Origin of the sequence: Arthrobacter sp. DNA4 (genome assembly GCF_024362385.1) — a bacterium.
Classification (GTDB): Bacteria; Actinomycetota; Actinomycetes; order Actinomycetales; family Micrococcaceae; genus Arthrobacter.
In genome coordinates, this window is record NZ_CP101466.1 from 1992204 (window position 1) to 2012024 (window position 19821).

The 19821-nt window shown below is 61.6% G+C and carries 18 protein-coding genes; 6 read left to right on the plus strand and 12 right to left on the minus strand.

Going from position 1 to position 19821, the window contains the following annotated elements; all coding sequences use genetic code 11:
- Positions 1–117: 117 nt before the first annotated feature.
- The 3 genes from NMQ03_RS09190 to NMQ03_RS09200 form a co-directional block, all read right to left on the minus strand.
- Positions 118–1167: a 2,3-butanediol dehydrogenase gene (locus NMQ03_RS09190; protein WP_255175304.1), complete on the minus strand. Its 1050-nt coding sequence runs from the start codon at positions 1165–1167 to the stop codon at positions 118–120.
- A 28-nt stretch (positions 1168–1195) separates the two neighbouring features.
- Positions 1196–2506: an NAD-dependent succinate-semialdehyde dehydrogenase gene (locus NMQ03_RS09195; protein WP_255175305.1), complete on the minus strand. Its 1311-nt coding sequence runs from the start codon at positions 2504–2506 to the stop codon at positions 1196–1198.
- 137 nt (positions 2507–2643) lie between these two features.
- Entirely contained in the window at positions 2644–4275 is a 1632-nt protein-coding gene (locus tag NMQ03_RS09200; RefSeq protein ID WP_255175306.1) for an NAD(P)/FAD-dependent oxidoreductase, read from the minus strand.
- A gap of 197 nt (positions 4276–4472) precedes the next feature.
- Between NMQ03_RS09200 and NMQ03_RS09205 the strand changes: the two genes are divergently transcribed.
- Positions 4473–6212: a helix-turn-helix domain-containing protein gene (locus tag NMQ03_RS09205; RefSeq protein ID WP_255175307.1), complete on the plus strand. Its 1740-nt coding sequence runs from the start codon at positions 4473–4475 to the stop codon at positions 6210–6212.
- Here the strand turns inward: NMQ03_RS09205 and NMQ03_RS09210 are convergent.
- From NMQ03_RS09210 to NMQ03_RS09245, 8 genes are all read right to left on the minus strand, one after another.
- On the minus strand, positions 6192–7136 hold the full coding sequence (locus NMQ03_RS09210; RefSeq protein ID WP_255175308.1) for a LysR family transcriptional regulator: 945 nt from the start codon (positions 7134–7136) through the stop codon (positions 6192–6194). The two genes, NMQ03_RS09205 and NMQ03_RS09210, sit on opposite strands and share 21 nt — an antisense overlap.
- An 89-nt stretch (positions 7137–7225) precedes the next feature.
- A complete protein-coding gene (locus tag NMQ03_RS09215) occupies positions 7226–8092 on the minus strand; it encodes a 3-hydroxyacyl-CoA dehydrogenase family protein (RefSeq protein ID WP_255175309.1) in 867 nt (288 codons plus the stop codon).
- A gap of 2 nt (positions 8093–8094) precedes the next feature.
- Positions 8095–8901: an enoyl-CoA hydratase/isomerase family protein gene (locus NMQ03_RS09220; protein WP_255175310.1), complete on the minus strand. Its 807-nt coding sequence runs from the start codon at positions 8899–8901 to the stop codon at positions 8095–8097.
- Entirely contained in the window at positions 8901–10124 is a 1224-nt protein-coding gene (locus NMQ03_RS09225; RefSeq protein WP_255175311.1) for an acetyl-CoA C-acyltransferase, read from the minus strand. The genes NMQ03_RS09220 and NMQ03_RS09225 overlap by 1 nt, the downstream gene beginning before the upstream one ends.
- A gap of 49 nt (positions 10125–10173) precedes the next feature.
- Positions 10174–11376 carry an acyl-CoA dehydrogenase family protein gene (locus NMQ03_RS09230; protein ID WP_255175312.1) on the minus strand — a complete coding sequence of 401 codons (1203 nt, stop codon included), beginning with the start codon at positions 11374–11376 and terminating at the stop codon, positions 10174–10176.
- Positions 11373–12668: a CaiB/BaiF CoA-transferase family protein gene (locus NMQ03_RS09235; RefSeq protein ID WP_255175313.1), complete on the minus strand. Its 1296-nt coding sequence runs from the start codon at positions 12666–12668 to the stop codon at positions 11373–11375. The genes NMQ03_RS09230 and NMQ03_RS09235 overlap by 4 nt, the downstream gene beginning before the upstream one ends.
- Before the next feature lie 188 nt (positions 12669–12856).
- Positions 12857–13645 (minus strand): SDR family oxidoreductase, encoded by a 789-nt coding sequence (locus NMQ03_RS09240; RefSeq protein WP_255175314.1) that lies wholly within the window; start codon positions 13643–13645, stop codon positions 12857–12859.
- A 289-nt stretch (positions 13646–13934) separates the two neighbouring features.
- Complete coding sequence (locus NMQ03_RS09245; protein ID WP_255175315.1) at positions 13935–14456, minus strand: PadR family transcriptional regulator; 522 nt, start codon at positions 14454–14456, stop codon at positions 13935–13937.
- Positions 14457–14561: 105 nt separating this feature from the next.
- On the opposite strand from NMQ03_RS09245, the gene NMQ03_RS09250 reads away from it, so the two are divergent.
- The 5 genes from NMQ03_RS09250 (at position 14562) to NMQ03_RS09270 (ending at position 18444) form a co-directional block, all read left to right on the plus strand.
- Positions 14562–15437 carry an MFS transporter gene (locus tag NMQ03_RS09250; protein ID WP_255175316.1) on the plus strand — a complete coding sequence of 292 codons (876 nt, stop codon included), beginning with the start codon at positions 14562–14564 and terminating at the stop codon, positions 15435–15437.
- Positions 15438–15447: 10 nt separating this feature from the next.
- Positions 15448–15915 (plus strand): MFS transporter, encoded by a 468-nt coding sequence (locus NMQ03_RS09255; protein ID WP_255175317.1) that lies wholly within the window; start codon positions 15448–15450, stop codon positions 15913–15915.
- Entirely contained in the window at positions 15908–16906 is a 999-nt protein-coding gene (locus NMQ03_RS09260; RefSeq protein WP_255175318.1) for a zinc-binding alcohol dehydrogenase family protein, read from the plus strand. The genes NMQ03_RS09255 and NMQ03_RS09260 overlap by 8 nt, the downstream gene beginning before the upstream one ends.
- Positions 16899–17561, plus strand: a complete 663-nt coding sequence (locus NMQ03_RS09265) for a family 16 glycoside hydrolase (RefSeq protein WP_255175319.1) — start codon at positions 16899–16901, stop codon at positions 17559–17561. Before NMQ03_RS09260 ends, NMQ03_RS09265 begins: the two co-directional genes overlap by 8 nt.
- A 250-nt stretch (positions 17562–17811) precedes the next feature.
- Positions 17812–18444, plus strand: coding sequence for a TetR/AcrR family transcriptional regulator (locus NMQ03_RS09270; protein WP_255175320.1), 633 nt, complete (start codon positions 17812–17814; stop codon positions 18442–18444).
- Between the two features lie 111 nt (positions 18445–18555).
- Here NMQ03_RS09270 and NMQ03_RS09275 read toward each other — a convergent pair whose 3' ends face one another.
- The gene (locus tag NMQ03_RS09275) at positions 18556–19584 is read right to left on the minus strand and encodes a DUF4192 domain-containing protein (RefSeq protein WP_255175321.1); all 1029 of its coding nucleotides are present in this window, start codon (positions 19582–19584) and stop codon (positions 18556–18558) included.
- Between the last annotated feature and the right edge of the window lie 237 nt (positions 19585–19821).

Genomic DNA, 19821 nt, shown 5'->3' on the forward strand with positions numbered 1-19821 from the left:
AAATGCCCTAAGCTGTAACCCTCGGTTCGAGGTATTCTATTCCCGCACCAAGAAAGGCTGGGCCCGCCACTGCGGGCCCAGCCTTTGTTCATGCTGCAGCAACGGGTCGCCCTGGGGTCAGTTGGCGGGGTCGATGAGCAGTTTCATCTTCTTGCCTGCGCGGAGTTGTTCGAAGCCGTCTTCGATGAGTCCGGTGAGGGGGATGTCCTCGACCCATCCTGTGGTGTTGTAGTGGTCTTTGGCCATGAGGTCGATGACTGCGCTGTAGTCGGCGCTGGTGTAGCAGATGGTGCCTTGGATGCGGCGTTCCCTGAGGACGAGGTTGATCAGGGGCGTTGGCAGTGGCTTTTCGTAGATGGCCACGCTGATAAGGGGCCGGCGTTCCCCGAGGCATTCGAGGGCTGACTGTACTGCGGGGGCGACTCCTGCAGCGTCGAAGGCGGCGTCTACACCGTCGCCATTGGTCCGGTCGGCTATGAGGGACGTGACGTCCTCCTTTGTTGGGTCCAGGGTGCGGGCGCCGAGGGCCTCGATGGACTTGCGGCGGGTCTCGGTGGGTTCGACGACGTCGATTTCTGTGAGTCCCATTCCGCGCAGGGCAAACCAAAGACCGATGCCGATAGGGCCGGCTCCGTAGATCAGTGCCCTGCTTTGATCGTTGACTTCGCCCAGGGTGGCTGCATGATAGGCCACGGACATCGGCTCGACGAGTGCGCCCATCTCCAGCGAAACATTGTCGGGAAGCTTGTGGACTTGGTTGACCGGGACGACGGTGTATTCGGCCATGCCACCATCTGCCATCAGCCCGTGGAAACCGATCACATTGCAAAGGTTGTAAAGGCCCGTCCTGCATGGGCGACACTCGCCGCACCGATAGATGGGCTCCACGACAACCCGGTCGCCTTCCCGGATAGTGGTGACACCCCGCCCGATGTCCGTGACTACTCCGGAGAATTCGTGGCCCAGTGTCAGGGGAAGGCATTTCCCTGTGAGCGGGTGCGGCTCGCTGGGCGGGATGAAGATCGGGCCGTCGTAATATTCGTGGAGGTCGGTGCCGCAGATGCCGTTGCGGCTGACTTTGATCTTTACTTGGCCCTCTCCCGGTGTGGGTTCCGGGACGTCTTCGATTTCGACTTTGTTTTTGCCGTAGTACACCGCTGCGCGCATGGCGCCTCCTCGGATGTGTGTTCAGTATTTAGATAGTGCGGACGAGCTTTTTGTTGGCGAACTCGTTCAGGCCGTACTTGCCCAGTTCCCGGCCGATTCCCGAGCTCTTGACGCCGCCGAAGGGCAGGTCTGGGGCACTCTTGATGGTGGTGTTGATTCCCACCATGCCCACTTCCAGGCGGTCCGTGACGTAGGCGGCCTGCTTCTCGTCGTCCGTGAACACGGCGCTGCCGAGGCCATAGGGCGAGTCGTTGGCGAGTGTGATTGCTTCGTCGACGGAGTCGACCCGGTGGAGTACGGCTACTGGTCCGAAAAGTTCTTCCCTGTACGCGCGCATGTCCGGTGTGACGCCGGACAGTACTGTTGCGGGGTAGTAGGAACCGCGGCCCTCGGGGATAAACCCGCCAAGGTGGACGGTGGCCCCCTTGGCTACCGCATCGTCGACCTGTTCGGCCAGTTCCGCCCGTGCTTGGAGCGAGGACATCGGACCGAGGCGGGTGTCCTCGCTCATGGGGTCACCGATTTGCCATTCCGCTGCCTTTGCCAGGAACGCGTCAAGGAATGAATCCCAATTGCAGGAGTCTACGATCAGCCTCTTCGAGGATGTGCACGCCTGGCCGGCGTTCCCGAACCGGCCCGCGGCCGCCGCGCCGGCAGCCTTTTCCACGTCGGCTGCGGGAAGCACCAGGAACGGGTCCGACCCGCCGAGCTCGAGGACGCATTTCTTCAGGTGCTGTCCAGCCAGTGCGCCGATGGCGCTGCCTGCCTTTTCGGACCCGGTGAGGGATACGCCTTGCAGTTCCGGGCTGGCAATGAGTTCCGCCACCTGTCCCGACGTGGCGAAAAGGTTCTGGTAGACCCCTTCAGGTACCCCGGCGGCACGGATGATGTCCTCGATGCGCAATGCCTGCTGCGGGCAGTTGCTCGCATGCTTGAGCAGAATCGTGTTGCCCAGCAGCAAATTGGGGGCGATGAACCGTGCGGCCTGGTAGTAAGGGAAGTTCCACGGCATGACGCCAAGGAGCGGTCCAATGGGTGCTGTTCGGACCAGGGCCCGGTAAGCCCCCGCGATATCGAGTTCCTCGTCTGCGAGGAGCTGTTCTCCAGAGGTGGCGTAGTACTCAAAAATCGCTGCAGACAGTTCGACTTCGGTTCTTGCCTGCGAGATAGGTTTGCCCATCTCCAGCGTCATGAGCTTGGCAAGCTCAACGGAATGCTGCCGGTGAAGATCTGCTATCCGCTGCAGGACGGCGCAGCGTTCGGCAAGGTCCTTCCTGTGCCAGGACCGATATGCCTCGTAGGAGCGCCCCAGGGAAGCCGCCACCTCCGAGTCGGTCATGGTGTCGAATTCCTGGACTACGTTGCCACTTGTGGGATCAACAGTTGCATATTTCTTCATTGAAAGACTTTCATCATGTCGGGGCAGTCCGGGAAGGGCGGCTGGCCTTGCCCTTCCCGGACTGCCGAGCGGCCATTTCAGGCTGGAGTCAGGATGTCCGCATTGGTTGCAAAGTTCGGGTACTTGTTCGAAGCTTCCTCCGAGAGGATGGACCGGTACTGTTTGATGCCGCCGAGGTAGAACATAACGGTCCGCTTTTTGCCCGGGATGTTTGCGCCGAAGATCCACGATGCTGCCTGGGGGAAGAGGGTCTGGTGGGCAATATCGGAGCAGGTTTCAGTCCAGTCAGACTCCGTCTGGGCCTTGGCCTCGATCCATCCCGTTCCCGAGGTCGAGACGTGGTTGATGGTTTCGCTGATCCACTCGACCTGCGCCTCGATTGACGGCGGCAGGTTGGTGAAGGGGCCGTTCGGTCCCAGGATCATGAACATGTTGGGGAAGCCGTTGGTTGCCATGCCGAGGTAGCTGGTTGGTCCGTCAGCCCAATGTTCCTTGAGTGTTTCGCCCGCACGTCCCCGGATATTGACGCGCACGTAGTTGCCGTCCACGGCGTCAAAGCCCGTCGCGCAGATGAGTACGTCCAGCTCGTGAAGGACGCCATCAGCTGTGACGATGCCCTCTTCAGTTACCCGCTCGATAGGGTTTTCCTTGACGTTGACAAGAGATACGTTCGCTCGGTTGAACGTTTCGTAGTAGCCGGAATCGCACAATGGCCTGCGGGCGTAGAGGTCGGTCGGCGTCAGCTTACGGCGTGTTTCCGGATCCTTGACGATCTCGGCAATCTTGCGACGAATGAATTTCGCGGCTTCTTCGTTGGCCTCAGGGTCCGTGGCAATATCCGAGAAGGTCTCGAACATGAAGCGGAAACCGCCTCCTTCCTCCCAGACCCGCTGGTAAATCCGCTCCCGTTCTTCGGGGGAAACGCTGAAGGTCGGGACCGTGCTTTCTTCGAAGCCCATGGCAACGGAAGAGTTCCGGACCTGATCCCAGTTGGCCTCGAAGTTCTCCCGGTGGGCCCTCTGCTCCTGTTCCGTGAGCTTGCGGTTGCCTGCGGGAACGCTGTACTGCGGCGTGCGCTGGAATGACGTCAGATGAGCTGCGATCGGAGCCGTGGCCGTGATGACCTGGTTGCCTGTGGAGCCGTTGCCGATGACACCTACCCGCTTGCCGGTGAGATCCAGGTCCTCGGGCCAAGCGCCCGTGTGTACCAAGCGGCCTTTGAAGGTTTCCATGCCCGGAAACTTCGGCAGGTTGGTGGCAGAGAGCAGGCCCAGCCCCGTGACAAGGAATCGCGATCGGAAGGTAACCCCGCGGTCCGTGCGAACCGTCCAGATTCCTGCAGCCTCGTCGAACTCGGCCTCCGTCATTCCGGTTTCAAGCTGGATATGGCGGCGGAGGTCGTACCGGTCGACGACCCCGTTCAGGTATTTGAGGATTTGGGCCTGGGGCACGTACTTGGTGTCCCACGGAGTCTGCTGGTACAGCTCACGGTCGAAAGAGTATTGGTAGACGAAGCTTTCAGAGTCGGAAAGGGCTCCCGGGTACTTGTTCCAGTACCAGGTGCCGCCAACCCCTCCAGCCCGATCAATGGCTACAGCATTCAAGCCGAGCTCATTACGAAGCTTGTGCAGCATGTAGATGCCGCCAAAACCTGCTCCCACGACGAGTGCGTCGAGCTGCTGGGTCTCGTTGGGGACGACTTTGTCCATGATGGTGCTCCTCCGGCTAATAGGACGGTGTGAGATAATTCACTTCGTGTAAACCAGTCTGCGGCTGCGGAAGAGCGGCTGAGTGTTTCAACTTGAAACACTGGGACGGGGCCCGAAATACCGGCTTTGATACCCGGAAAGCAAGAATTGTCACTGCTTTCGCTTGCCCGGGAGGGATGAAACTGCAAAGGTGCAACATGACTGATCCAGTGCGGGAGGCACGTGAAAAACTAATTCGTGCCGGACTAACGGGGGTCTACCAGGCAGACGAATCGGTTCCGGACCTTATCGTCCGCAGTTGGCGCCGATCGATCGGCAGCGCAGTTGAAGCCTCAGGGCCTGCACAACGGTACCGCGACGTAGATACCGACACACTCCTGGGCAGGGCTGCTGTGCCGGTACTTGACCGGTGGCAGCATCAACTGGAAGACACCGGAACTACCCTGTTCCTGAGCGATCGCGGCGGCAGCATCGTCGACAGGCGGACGAGCGACAGCAGTGAGCGCCGGCGCTTGGATAACATGCATGCCGCAGAGGGGTTCGACTACTCCGAGGACGCCATCGGTACAAATGCACTGGGCACGTCGATGGTGGAAAAGCGGCCAGTGTTCGTCAAGGGAAGCCAGCACTACAGCGACGCGTTGGCAACGAACGCCTGCGCGGCCGCGCCCATCTATACGCCGGCTGGTCTTGTGGTGGGTTCGATCGCCTTAGGTGGGCCAATACAATCGGCAAATCCGATCATGCTTTCGCTGGCGCGGGAGATCAGCCAGCAGATCGAGGAGAGGCTTCGAACGTCTGCGCGGCCCCAGGACCTTGCGCTGGCTATGTCGTTCATGCGCTTTACCAGTTCCCAGCGGCCCACGGTCGTGCTGGACCACGAATCGATCCTCGCCAATACCCCGGGCCTGCCGTATGTGAATGTTGCTTCCCACGTCATGCTTTGGGAAGTGCTCAACGCCCATAACTGGTCTTCCTCGCCGACGCTCAGGCGTGAACTCGAGGGAACGATGCTCGAAATTACGGCACGCAGGGTCAGTGACGGGCCGCGGGTTCATTTTGTTGTTCACTTCTCTGAGATGGAGCCATTACTGCGCGGCGGACCAGCTGCGCCCGGCCTGTTGAATATCGGTGCGCATTCCGTGTCCGGTCCCCTCGTGGCCGCCCCAGGGCAAGCGATCGCTGTCGTCGAGGGGCCAGTCGGCACCGGACGGGCGACGGCAGCCCTGGACCTTCGAGCCACATGGGGCAAATCGGGCCCAGTCGAAGTATTCGTCATGTCAGCCGGATTGCCGACACCCTGGGATCGGGTCGAGTCACTTTTGAAGCAAGGCAAAGATGTCCTCCTACGCAGGCTTGAACACGCCGGCAGCGACGACTTCAGTGTGTTCTCCAGGATCGTGGACGCGGTGCAGAGGAGATGGACAGCTGGTGATCGTTCCGGAAGCCTTTTGGTCACGGTGTTCAGCGAAGACGCGTCCCAAGGAGTCCAGGCCTTCATAGACGCCTTGGGGATTAGTGTGCGGACGGCGCCACTGGCTCAAACTCCGGAACGCATTCCGGGGATGGTGACAAGGATTCTCAATGAAGTCGACGCTGGGTCGCGGCACACGATGTCCCCGGCTGCGCTGCAGTCCTTGGTTCAGTGGAACTGGCCCGGCAATGTGGCCGAGTTGGCAAGGACGGTCACCGATCTGGTTCGGTCGGTCAATGCTTCGGTCATCGAAAGACGGCATCTGCCAAAGCATCTTCAGCAGGCGCCTCCCCGGCGCCCCCTGTCGCTGATGAAGACTGCTGAGCGCGATGCCATTATCAAGGCCCTTGATGCCACCGGTGGTAACAAGTCGGAGGCAGCGGATTTGCTGGGAATGGGCAGGACGACGCTTTACCGCCGTCTCCGTCAGCTCGGTCTCGATTCAGGCGAGGCGACCATGTGAGTAGTCCGCATCACCTGCGGTGACCTGGTTCCTGGAAACCTTACTCAGGTTCATGACTTCGTGCAGAACAGCCTTGACTGCAGGATTCGTATCGTTCGGGCGCCAGGCGGCTCTGAGGTCGACGTCTGCGGTGGCGTCCGCCAGGGGAACGAAGACTACGTGTGGATCGGTCGCACTGTCTGCCACCGATGCCAACGTCAGGTGGCACCCTACTTCCGCGCTGACAAGAGCCAGCGCTGTCTGGGTGTCGGGTGCCACCTGGATGACATTGGGAACAAAGCCGTTGTCTCGTGCGAGCCGACGAAGCCGGTCGGGCAACACCGCGCCTTCGTAGGACGGCAAGGAGATGAACGCTTCCGCGGCCAACTTTGCGATCGCTAACCGGCGCGCTCCCGCCAGCGGATGCGTGTCGGGGAGTGCGATCACCAGGGAGTCCCGCAGCACAACTTCCGATGCGATTTCGGCCGGAATCACATCCCACCGTCCGAAAGCGACATCGGTCTCGTCCTGCACCAGCTTTGTCATGGCGGGTTGGGCGAAGTTTTGGCTGGAAAGGTCCAGCTGTATGCCTGGCCGTTGTGCCCTCACCAAACGTGCCAAGCGCGCAACCAATTGATGCGTGGAGGCGCCCGCGAAGGCTATGCGAACGAGCCCGGATTCCCCGCCATCCGCCGATCGGACCGCGTCTTCGGCGCGGCGCAGGGCATCGAGGACTTCCGTAGCCGGACCCACAAGCGCCCGACCGCTGGACGTCAGTTTTACAGATCGGGTTGTCCGGTCCAACAGCCTCGTATTCAGCTCATTTTCGAGTTGCTTTATGGTCCGGCTCAGGGGCGGCTGCGCGACGTGGAGCCTCTCCGCGGCCCGGCCGAAATGCAGTTCTTCCGCCACGGCAAGAAAGGCGACTAGCTGGTTGATTTCCACAGCATCCCTTCCCTCATTATTGAGTTTAGAGTATCACTCGAGCTTACCCAGTTAGACGGGAAGTAAGAATCGAGCGGTGAAACGGTTCTCTAGCTCCAGTTGAAGAACCCCGTTCCGGTCTTGCGGCCGAGCTCGCCGCGGGCCACCTTCTCGCGCAGGATCTGCGGGGGTGCGAACCGTTCTCCGAGGATCTCATGCAGGTATTCGGCGATGCCGAGCCGGACGTCCAGGCCCACGATGTCCGTGGTCCTCAGCGGCCCGGTGGGGTGCTTGTAGCCCAGCACCATAGCGTTGTCGATGTCCTCGGCGGAGGCCACGCCTTCTTCGACCATCCGCATCGCTTCCAGGGCGATGGCCACGCCCAGGCGGGATGAGGCGAACCCTGGGGCATCATTGACGACGACGGCGGTCTTGCCGAGTGCCTCCACCCAGTCACGCGCCGCGGCCGCCAGCGGCTCGGAGGTCTTGTTCCCCACGACCACCTCGATGAGCGTGGAGGCCGGGACCGGGTTGAAGAAGTGCAGCCCGAGGAAGTCCTGCGGACGGTCGAGTTCGTCAGCCAGGCCGTTCACGGACAGGGATGACGTGTTGGAGGCCAGCACGGCACCGTTGCCGAGTTCGGCCTCGACGGCGCGCAGGGATGAGACTTTGAGGTCCCACAATTCGGGCACGGCCTCTACCACCAGTTCCCGGTCGCCGAAGGAGGCGTAGTCCGTGGTCACCGACAAGCGGGAGGTGTAGTCGGCCGCCCTGCCTGCTAGGCCGCGGGCCAGGGACTTGCCGACGGCGTCCTCGACGCGCCCGCGGGCCGCGTCCGCAGCTTCCTGGTCACGCTCAACGACAATGACGTCGGAACCCTTGACTAGGAAGGCGTGGGCGATTCCGGCGCCCATCCGGCCGCCGCCGAGGACACCAACCTTTGGGGGGAGTCCGGCGGGAATTGCAGGGATGCTCATGTCTACTTCTTCTTCCGGTCGAGGAATGCCTGCATGCGGTCAAACTTGGCCTGGGATTCGAAGAGCATGCCCTGGGCCAGGGTGTCGATGACGGGGTGGACTTCCCGCGGGGTGTGGAACACGGATTTGGTGATGCGGACTGCCAGCGGGTCCTGGGCGGCGATGGAGTCTGCCAACGCGTGCGCGGCGTCCATCAGGGTGTCCGGATCAACGAGCTCGGTGACCAGTCCAACGGCAAGGCATTCCTGGCCGGTGAGGACCTTGCCGGCGAGCAGGATGTGCTTGGCGAGCGGCTCGCCGACGAGTTCCTTCAGGCGCCAGGTGGCGCCCGCGGCTGCAAGGATGCCCAGGTTCGTCTCGGGATTGCCCATCCTCAAATCTGGCGTGCCGATGCGGAAGTCGGCCGCGTAGGCAAGTTCGGCGCCGCCGCCAAGGGCGTACCCGTCCAAGGCGGCGATGACGGGCATGGGCAGTCTTGCGATCCGGTCGAAGATGCCGGAGTTGATTCCGGCCAGTGCGTTGTCCCGGCGGCGTTCACGCAGCTGCGCGATGTCGGCGCCGGAGGCGAAGATGCCTTTGGCTCCGGTGTCCGGGTTCCCGGGCGTGCCTGAAAGGATCAGGATTTTCGGGGTTCGCTCCAGGTACGCGCACACCAGGTGCAGCTCATCCACCATGGCCTGGTCGATGGCATTGCGGACGTCCGGCCGGTGGAGCCGCACCGCTAATCGGTCTTCCCGCTCCTCAATCTGCAGCGTTGAGAAACCCGCGGCACCCAACTCCGTGCCGACGTCGTACGTCAATTCCGTCATCACAGCCCCTCCAGCAGCAGCGCCGTGCCCTGCCCGACACCCACGCACATGGTGGCGAGGCCCAGCTTCCGGCCCTCGGTGACTTCGCGTTCGAGGCGCCCCAGGAGGGTGATGACCAGCCGCGACCCGGACGAGCCGAGGGGATGTCCCAGGGCGATGGCGCCCCCGTCGTTGTTCACGATGCCGGGCTCAAGCTTCAATTCGCGCAGGCAGGCAAGCGCCTGCGAAGCGAACGCTTCATTGAGTTCGACGGCGGCCAGGTCGCCCACAGCGAGACCGGTCCGGTCCAGGACCTTACGGGTTGCCGGGACCGGGCCGATGCCCATGATTTCCTGACCCACGCCTGCTGATGCGCAGTCGAGGATGCGCGCCCGGGGCATGAGGCCGTACTTCTGGACGGCGGCCTCGGACGCGACGATGATCGCGGAGGCGCCGTCGTTGAGCGTGGAGGCGTTGCCGGCGGTGACCACGCTGCCGCCCTTCACCACGGGCCGCAGCCCGGCGAGGACTTCGCGGGTGGTTCCGGGGCGGGGGCCTTCGTCCGTGTCCACGATGGTTTCGGCGCCCTTGCGGCCCTTGACCGTCACGGGGACGATCTCGTCGGCGAAGTGCCCGGCGGTGATGGCGTCCAGGGCGCGCTCGTGGGAGCGGACGGCGAACTCGTCGCAATCGTCGCGGGAGATGCCGTAAACCCGGGCCACTTCTTCGGCGGTTTCCGGCATGGAGTAGGTGGCCTTGCCGTCGCGTGAGAGTTCGCCGGAGACGAAGGCGGGGTTGGGGAAGCGCCAGCCGATGGAGGTATCGACGACGGCGCCTGGCTTGGCGAACGCCTTGTGTGGCTTTTCCATCACCCACGGTGCGCGGGACATGGATTCGACGCCGCCGGCCACCACGATGTCCGCCGCTCCTGCCTTGACCATGTGGGACGCCATGATGATGGCGCTCAGCCCGGAGGCACAGAGGCGGTTGACGGTGATGCCGGGGACGGTGTCCGGGAACCCCGCGAGGAGCCATGCCATGCGCGCCACGTTGCGGTTCTCCTCGCCGGCGCCGTTGGCGTTGCCGAGAATCACCTCGTCCACGGCGCCCGGGTCAATGCCGGCGCGTTCGACGGCGGCGCGCAGGGTGAGTGCGGCGAGGTCGTCCGGGCGGATGGAGGACAGGGTGCCGCCGTAGCGGCCGACGGGGGTGCGTGCCCCGCCGATCAAGAAGGCCTCAGGCATGGGTGTTCCAATCATGTGTGTGATGTGCTGTCTTGTGCCGGATGACGGTCTAGTTAAACGCGGAAATTCCGGTGATATCGCGGCCTACGATGAGGGCCTGCATCGAGTCGGTGCCTTCATAGGTTGAGACGACTTCCATGTCGGTCATATGGCGGACAACATGGTTTTCCAGCAGCAGTCCATTACCGCCCAGCAAGTCCCGTGCTTCGTTGCAGATCCACTTGCCCTTTTGGGCGGTGGCCATCTTCACCATCGAGGCCATGGCGTTGGTGAGCTTGTCCTGGTCGGCGAGTTCGGCCATGCGGGTACAGAGCAGTTGCATGGTGGTGAGTTCACTGAGCATGTTGGCCAGGCGGTGCTGGACCAGTTGGTAGGAAGCGATCGGTTTTCCGAACTGGTGGCGGCTGAGCGCGTAATCCGCTGCAATCTCGAACGCTGCCATGGCGTGGCCCACCGCCTCCCATGCCGCGCCGCCCCGTGTTGCCTGGAGCACCCGGGAGACATCGCGGAAGGAATGGCACAATTCCAGCCTGTTGGCGTCGGGGATCCGCATTTCCGTGATTTCGATGTCGGCCTGAAGGATGGCACGCTTGCCAACCTTGCCAGAGATGACTGTGGGGGAGTAGCCCTCGGGGTACCGGCCTGCAGCGTCCTTTTCGATAACGAATGCGTTGACGTTTCCATCTGCCGTGTTTCGAGCGAACAGGACGATGACGTCAGCGGCGTGGCCGTTGCCGATCCAGCGTTTGCGGCCCGTGAGCACCCAGGAGTCTCCGTCGCGCCGGGCCGCGGTCTCCAGAGCCACGGAGTCCGAGCCGTGTTCCGGTTCGGTTAGTGCGAAGGCGCCGGTCTTTTCAATCCTGGCCAGGGGCGGGAGCCAGCGTTCCCGCTGCTCGGCGCTGCCCAGGAGGTTAAGGGCGCCCATGCAGAGGTTTGAATGGATGCCGAGGAACGTGTTGAGGCTCCCATCGGCGCGGGCCATTTCGCGTGCCACCATTCCGGCGGCTTTACGGCTCATACCGGGGCAACCGTAGCCCTTGATTGTGGTTCCTATGACACCCAGCCTAGCCAATGGTTCGAGCAGTTCCTCGGGAAATTCGGCTTTTTCCCAGTAGGCGTTGATAACCGGAAGTACACGGTTCTCGGCGAACGCGCGGACCTTGTCGCGGATAGCGATCTCGTCAGCAGTGAGATCGTCGTCCAAACGGAAGTAATCAGAGGTTGCCGTCTGCCGGTCGGCTGTGGTGGTCATCGTTGAACCTTTCGTTGTGATGCGGATGCAGGCCGCCGCTGTGCCTTGGTTTGGTTTCCCGTCTCAAGCCAGGCAAGAACCTGGTCACGGTTTCCGTCATGGGACGGGGGAACGAGGTCGTAGCTGACGGGTGTCTTCGAGAAAGTGATGGGATTCCGGACGGTGGGGATGGCATCCCTGCCTTCACCGATGGTGACGACGGGCTCCAGTCCAATGCGTTCAGCGAAATCGAGCCCCTGGCGAACGTCGTTGATCGGAGCGCAGGGAATTCCAGCCCCGGTGAGAACGTCAAACCACTCGGTAGAAGATGCTTTGCCAAGGGCCGCCTGCAGCACCGGCCGGAGTTCTTCGCGGTTCAGGCTGCGGGCCGGAGCCGTTGCGAACCGGGGATCGAGGCTCAACTGCGGGAGGTCAAGGGTTTGGCACAGCTTGCGGAACTGGGGATCGTTACCGATGGCAATGACAATGTCGCCTTCGCCCGTGGGCAGCGGCTCGTAGGGGTAGATGCTTGGATGTTCATTTCCCAGCCTTGCCGGGACGGTGCCGCTCAACAGATAACCGGCGGTCTGGTTGACCATGCCGGACAGCGCGGATGACATGAGGTTGACTTCGATGTGCTGCCCCCGGCCCGTTTGCGTCCGCTCATGAAGGGCCGCGAGTATTCCTATCGCAGCGTGAAGGCCTGTGATGACGTCGAAAACGGCAACGCCCGAGCGGTATGCCGGTGTATCGGGTGCACCCGTAAGGCTCATCAGGCCGGACAGCGCCTGGACAAGCAGGTCATATCCCGGAAGTGAAGCCCCTCCCGCCGTACCGAAGCCGGTGATGGATGCGTACACCACTTCTGGATTCGCTTTTGCCACGGAATCGTAGTCCAGGCCGTACCGTTCCAGGCAGTTTGGTTTGAAGTTTTCGACCATGACATCGGCCCGCTGCGCGATTTCCTGGGCAATCCTTCGGTCATCCTCGTCCCGGAGGTCCAGGGCGATGGATCCCTTGTTGCGGTTGATCGACAGGTAATACGTGGATTCGCCGTCCCGGACGGGAGGCTTCCACGCCCGGGTTTCGTCGCCGTCAGGGCTTTCGATCTTGACGACCGTCGCGCCCATGTCCGCCAGCAGCATGGTGCAGTAGGGGCCGGCAAGCACACGGCCGAAATCAGCAACCAGTACACCGGAAAGGGGGCCGCTTCCCTTACGGCCGAAGACGTCGGAAGCCGGAACCTCGTCAAGGGACGTATGGCTACCGGCCATCTCGGGCCAGTCGAGGTTAGGGCTGGTTTGAATCGTCACGGCTCTCCTTTGAATGCTCGTCGATGCATCAACCATCCCACTACGCATTACCTCTGGTCCAATACTTATTCCGGGCTATATTGATGTCTTGTTAGGAATAATTGATTGCCGCTTTTAACGACAGAGGCATCACCGAACCGTGGCTCGGTGATGCCTCTGTCTTTAGTGCGTTGGCTTGCTCCCGGAAACTACACGAGGACCATGCCGCCGTCGATCATGACGACCTGGCCTGTCATGTAATCGGAATCTTCCGATGCCAGGTAGAGCGCCGTTCCAGTGACGTCCTCGGGCGTACCGGCGCGGTAAGCAAGTATCGACCCTGAGAACTCGTTGAAAGCCTGCCCTGGCGCGGAAGTGTCTCCGAGTTCCATGATGTCGAGGTCGAGCTTGCGCCACAGGGGCGTGTCCACCACGCCCGGCGCAAAGGCGTTGCACGTGATGTGGTGTTCGGCCAGTCCGCGGGCTGCTGCCTGTACCAGCGCGTTGACCGCAAACTTACTGGCGCAGTAAGCGGCGAAGTTTGGGTACCCCTGGCGGCCTGCGATCGATGACGTGAGGACGAGCTTGCCCCCAGTCCCCTGCGAGATCATTTGTTTAGCCGCTTCCTGCTGGCAGATCAGTGAGCCGAGGCCGTTGACGTCGAGGGTAGTCCGCCAGTTTTCCTCCGTCACATCCAGGAAATGGAGGGGTTTGATGATCCCTGCGATAGCGAACATGACATCCAGACCGCCGTAAGCCTCCACGCCCGCTGCTACTGCGGCTGCAACGTCCGTCCGGTGGACTACGTTGCCGGAGGTCGAAATTGCTGTACCGCCTTTGGAAACGATTTCGTCCCTTGCGTCATTGGCCGCCTCAGCGTTGAGGTCAAAGATCGTCAGCTTGGCACCCTCTTCCGCCAGGCGCCTGGCAATCGACCGGCCCATTCCGCTGCCTGCGCCGGTGATCAATATCCGTTTGCCGTCAACTCGTCCAGTCATTGCTCAAAACTCCTTTGTTTGGGTGTCCGTGACTTGCGGGAGTCCTTCCCCGGCTTGTCCGTAGTAGCTGCAACAGTCGTGCCGCTGGCCTCGGAACCAGGAGGGAGGCCCACCGGAATCCCCACCTCGATGTCGGTCGCCGTGGGTGAATCCGATTGCGTATCCCGCGAGTCTTCACGGTATTGCGCCAGGTTACCCAAGGGGAAATACCAAAATTGGCCCTATTGATGCATGTGAGGCAATAAACATGACAGTCAGTGAGCAGTAGAAACGCCCATCGTGAGGGATCCTACTTCGCGGAGGCGCCAAGGGTGTGGCGGAGCCAGGCTATTTCTGCCCGGCTCGCCGCTTTGCCAATTGTCAGCATTCCTTGGCGGTAGATGTCCTGGATATCCGCGCTTCGCAAAGGTCTGCCGTTTTCGTAGAAGAAGCTGGCGGGTGCCTCGAGGAATTTCAGCCGCCGCTCGAGTACCTCGTGCTGGTCTTCGACGTCGGGAAGTCGGGACAGGAAGGCAAGGATCACCATAAACCGCCCCAGGTCGCTGACATCTCCGCCTGAAGCGCTGCGAAGCCGTTGCTCAAGGTCTTCCCGGCCCTTAGGCGTGAGTTCTAGTGTGTGGCGCTGGGCCGCGCGCCCGTTCTCGATGCGCTGCACAATGGCACCCGCTTTGATGAGCCTTTGAATGGCGGGATACAGGCTCCCGTCACTGATCTCCTTTGCGAAACCGTAGAGTTCATTCATCTTGCGCCGGAGTTGGTAACCATGGAGGGGGCCTTCGGCGAGGAAGCCCAGGATCATCAGTTCGAGCACGACAACAATGCTAGCGGATGGGAATACATCGAAACGAGGTAACGTTCCCTAATGCATACCTCGTTTAGAGGTATCGCTCCGTTTTCGCCGTCGAAGGATCCTCCCATGCTGTCTTCGCCCATGCCCCTTGCGGCTCAAGCCACCGTTCCCCGGGGCCGGCTCGCTATCGCCGTTGTCTCCACCGTGGTGGAATGGTACGACTTCACGTTGTTCCTTTACCTCAGCGCCGTCCTTTCACGGGTGTTCTTCGGTGACAGCCCCACGGGGGTCCTTATGACACTTGCAACGTTTGCCGTTTCCTACCTCCTCCGGCCGATAGGCGGCCTCGTCTTTGGATACGTGGGGGACCGTTGGGGCCGTAAGCCCGTTCTGCTGGCATCCATGGCGTTGATGCTGCTGGCCACACTGGGCAGTGCTGTCCTGCCGACCTACGCGCAGATTGGTGAATCCGCCGCGGCCTGGCTTCTCGCACTGAGATGCCTGATGTCATTTTCGGTGGGTGGTGAATACACGGGCGTCATGACCTATCTCCTGGAAAGCAGCAGCCCGGGAAAGCGTGGGCTCGTCACCTCACTGGCCGCCGCGGCGAGCGAAATCGGAGCGCTGCTCGCTGCCGGTGTCGCAGCGGCCACCATCGCTGCCCTTCCTGCGGCACAGATGGATGCGTGGGGTTGGCGAATACCATTCATTGTCGGCGGTCTACTCGCTGCCTTGATCCTCTTGCTGCGCACCGGCCTCCACGAAACCCCGCTCTTTGCGCAGAGCCGCGCAGAGGAAACCCGGGAATCGATTCCACTGGTTGTGGGGCGGCAATGGCGGGCCATTATCCGCACATTCGTCATCTCCGGGCTTGTTTCCGCAACGTACTACGTAGGCATTGTCTACCTGCCCACATACCTGGTTTCCGTTCAGGGCTGGGCCGAATCTTCCGCGCTTGCCCTGGCAACGCTTTCCGCCGCCGTCGTGGTTGTTGCCTCGTAGCCGCCGCTGGTTGTCCGACCGATACGGGCGTCGCCGGACCCTGCTCGTCCTGGCGGTGGCGGCCGTTCTTCTGCCCGTTCCCATGTTCGCTGCCGCCGGTTACTCCACCGCACCCTTGGCCATTGCCGCCGTCGTGGTTCTTTCGTGCCTGGTAAGCAGCCTGAGCGCAGTGGGCGCATCAGCAATTCCGGAGCAGTTTGTCGTCAGGGGCCGCCTCACCGCGCTGGCAATCGGCGGGACGATTGCCACCACCATATTCGGCGGCATCGCGCCCTATGTGGTTCAGTCGCTGACTGAAACCACCGCGTGGCCACTGGTACCCGGAGTACTGATTGCAGCCGTCGGCGTTGCCGCGATACCCGCAATTCGCCGCGGGCCTGAAACCGCGGGAGGGCATTCCGACATTTCGGCGGCGGACAGTTCACCTGAGCTGGGTGACCTGCAAACCGAATCAAAGGGAGCACACAACCATGCCTGAGCACATGCACGCAATCGTCCTTGACGGCCCGGGAGCGCCCGAAGCTCTCAAGATCCGGGTAGTGCCCCGGCCTGTTGCCAGGCCTGGTTGGGTGCTGATCAAAGTCCACGCTTTTGGCCTTAACCGCTCGGAGCTTCATTTCCGCAGGGGACTGGGCTCATTCGGATCCTTCCCGCGCATCCCCGGGATTGAAGCAACCGGTGTTGTAGTAGAGGCTCCGGGCGGTGAGGTGGCCGAAGGCACTCAGGTCGCCGCGCTGATGGGCGGCATGGGCAGAACTTTCGACGGCGGCTATGCCGAGTACGTGAGCGTGCCGGCCTCCAGCGTGGTCCCGTTTAGAAGCAGCCTCGCTTGGTCTACTTTGGGTGCCGTGCCGGAAATGCTGCAAACCGCAAACGGCTCCCTGACAATCGGAGTAAACGCCGCGCCTGGCAGCACCCTGTTGATCCGGGGCGGCACTTCATCCATTGGGATGGCCCTGGCTGTCCTCGCAAAACGCCAGGGCATCACGGTGGTCTCCACCACCAGGAATCCAGCCAAAAGGCAGGCACTCCTGGACACTGGCGTGGATCATGTGGTGATTGATTCCGGTTCCATTGCCGAACAGGTACGCGGAATTTTCCCGGAGGGGGTCGGCGGCGCAGTGGAGCTGGTCGGCACGCCGACACTTCAAGACACACTGCGGGCCACGGCTGTCCATGGGACGGTCTGCTTCACCGGAATGCTCTCCGACGAGTGGACCGTCAAGGACTTCTATCCGATCGACTTTATTCCCAACGGTGTCCGGCTGACTGCCTACTCCGGCGGGGCGAGTGACCTTCCAGCGCCTGTTCTGCAGGAATTCGTCGACGCTGTTGAAGCTGGGCGGGTGAGCGTCCCGATCGGCAAAGTGTACCCGTTCGACGAGATTGTCCAGGCCCACCAGGACATGGAGGACGGATCCATTTCCGGGAAGCTCGTGGTAACTGTGGAAGGAAGCATTGATGCCTGACCTTAACACTGCGGGGAGAGTTCTCCTGCGGTTGAACGAACTGCCGGTTGGTGCGTCCTTGAGATCCGTCACGGCACAGCCCAGCGAAGTTGCTGGCCGGAAGGCCCTTAGGGTGGCTTTGACCGGCGAGGCCGCAGCTGGGGTTCCAGGAGTCGATTACATCGACCAGCCCACCTTTGTCCTACTTCCCGTTGAGTTCCAGAACGGCGTCATCGAGGTTGACATACTGAGCCGCCTGACTGCGGACGCGCCGGACTACGCGCGTGCATTCGCTGGCATTGCCTACCGAATTTCCGAAGACACTGACCGCTTTGAGTCTGTTTATGTTCGGCCGCTCAACGGGGTGAAACTCAATCCACCAGGGCCGCGGGTGAATCGGGGGCTGCAGTATTTCGCCTATCCCGAGTGGGACTTTGAACGTCTTCGCGTTGAATATCCCGACGGCCGCTTCGAGGCCCGGGCCGACATCGGCCCGGACGAGTGGATCCATATGATCATCGAAGTGCTTGGCCGTCGGCTACGCGTCATTATTAATGGTGGAGAGGTCCTGACTGTGTCCGAATCCAAGGGCGTGCCGTTTCCCGGCATGGTTGGCTTGTGGGTTGACATCGGAACTGAGGCGTTCTTTTCCAACCTGAGCATCACGCGCGGCTGAGATTCGGGACGCATCCTGGGGCCACATCAATGGTCCTTCATTAGTGGGTGAAACCCCTGTGGATCACCGCGTGGATTGATGATACACACGAAAACTTACAGCTGTATATATTTTCAAGTAAGATTTCTGGAAACGCTTCGTTGCTTGGGAGTCGTACGCTTGATGCTCGCGGCGCCGGATGGAACGGCAACTGTGGCTGTGGCAACGGCCTCAAGTTGTGGGGCCGTCCGAATGATGGGATGTTGGTGCAATGTTGGAGACAGCTGCCAAGAAGGGCGGAGCCCGTGGGCCCTACGCGAAAAGTGAATGGCGGCGTGCCCAGATCCTGCAGGCCGCTTTCGATGCCTTCGCGACCGTGGGCTACCGAAATGCAAGCATGCTGCAGATGGCTGCTGATTGCGGAGTGAGTCGCACAGCTCTCCTGCACTACTTCCCCACGAAGGAGGCCTTGCTGGAGGCCGTACTCGAGGAACGAGACCGCAAGGATAACGAACTCTTCTTCGCAGGCGCGCCGGAGGAGAGCTCTGATGGAATCGAATACTTCAGCCGACTCATCAGAGTCATAGAGCACAACGCAAGAAACCCTGGCATCGTGAGTCTGTTCGCCGTCTTGTCCACTGAGGCTTCCGATGCAGGGCACCCTGCTCATGACTATTTCGTGGCGCGATATGAGAGAGCTCTAAGACGCACCAAAGCTGCCCTCGGAAACCTGGCAAGCCGCTCGCTTATAAGGCCGCACATTGAATTGGAAGGCTTGGAAACGGACATCATCGCGCTAGTCGATGGCCTGCAGGTCCAGTGGCTGTTGATGCCGGTCCATCTGGACATGGTAAGCCGTCTCAGGGCGAGACTCCGAGAGCTGACTACAGCGGATATACCGTAAAAAGTCGAACTGCCGCTCCGATTTCAGGAGGGCGCTCCAGGGGGAAGTCTTGCTCGTTGGCCAGAACCTGCGTGCGCGTGGGAGCGGGTGCTCCTGCGCTTTGGAGAACTGTTAGTCGAAGGGCAGGCTTTTGTAGGCGGTGTCTTTGTTCATGTTCCAGCCTGCGACCACGCCGGCGCCGATCATTTGGTCGCTGAGGCGGGCGAGGCGGTAGGCCGGGTCTGTATCGAGGGCGAGTTGGAGGAACTGGTGTGCTTTGCTGCCTCTGCCTTCCCACCAGTTGATGTAGCCGATGGCGGTGAGGACAGGTGCCGCGTGTTCGGGGGAGGTGCGGGTATAGGCGTGGAGGAGGAGTTGTTGTGCCCACTCGATTCGTGACCATTTTGGGGGCTGTGTGGTTTGGGCGAACAGGATGTGCTGCATGGGTTCGTCGACCCCGGGGATGTCTGCGATGAGCCGGTCGCGGATGGCGGGGAATTGCAGGTTTGCGACGAGGGCGTGACAGTCGTCGTCGCTCGGGAAGTCTGTGGCGCCGAGCATGTTGCCCCAGAGTTCCCGCCCGTGCAGGAGGGCCGTCTCGGAGGTTTGAGACCCGATGGAGTGTATGTGGTCTTTGACGGCGGCCGCTTTCGCTGCATCGTGGCCGCTAGGTGGAAGGGTGATGTGGTCTGTGGGTTCGACGAAGCTGCCGCGGTAGATGAATTCGGCGTTGATCGCGCTGGTTTCGGTGGAGCTGACGGGCATGGCGAGGTTGGTGCCTGGTTCGCCGTCGTATGGGGAGAAGGTTTCGTTCCCGACGAAGAGACCGTCGCGAATGGTGATGCCCTGCTCGGCGAGGACCCCGGTGAGTGCGGCGATGGCCCCGGCTTGGGGTTTGGGCTGTCCGGGTTGGGTGGTTTCGCTGGTGTAGACGGCGAAGAGGATGGACGTGGCGGTGGTGTCGCTGGTGAGGTAGTGGGCGACGGTGCGGGCGTAGGGGAGTTCCTGGCCTGGTTGGTGAGGAAGGTCGATACGTAGGGTGGCGCCGATGTTGTTGTCGTTCATCGTGATGCAGACCAGGCTTTCCTGGGGCCAGAAGCCGAGGGTGTGTCCGATGAAGCTGAGGACATCTGATGGTGTTTTGATGGTGAGCTTTTCCATGATCCCGTGATTCCCCTGACCGGTTGTGGTGCCGTGTTTCTGCGGTTGTTGGTGGTGGGCGTCGTTCTGATAGGGGACCATCTGCTGGGTTGAGGGGCCGGAGTGCAACTTGGGGGACCGGCGCCGGGGCCGAAAACTTCGTCGAGAACCAAACGACTCTGGCTTGGGAAGTTTTTGGTCCCGGGTCGGCGCGTAGCGCCCTGGTTGCGTGGAGGGCCCGCCCAGCGATCATGGGAC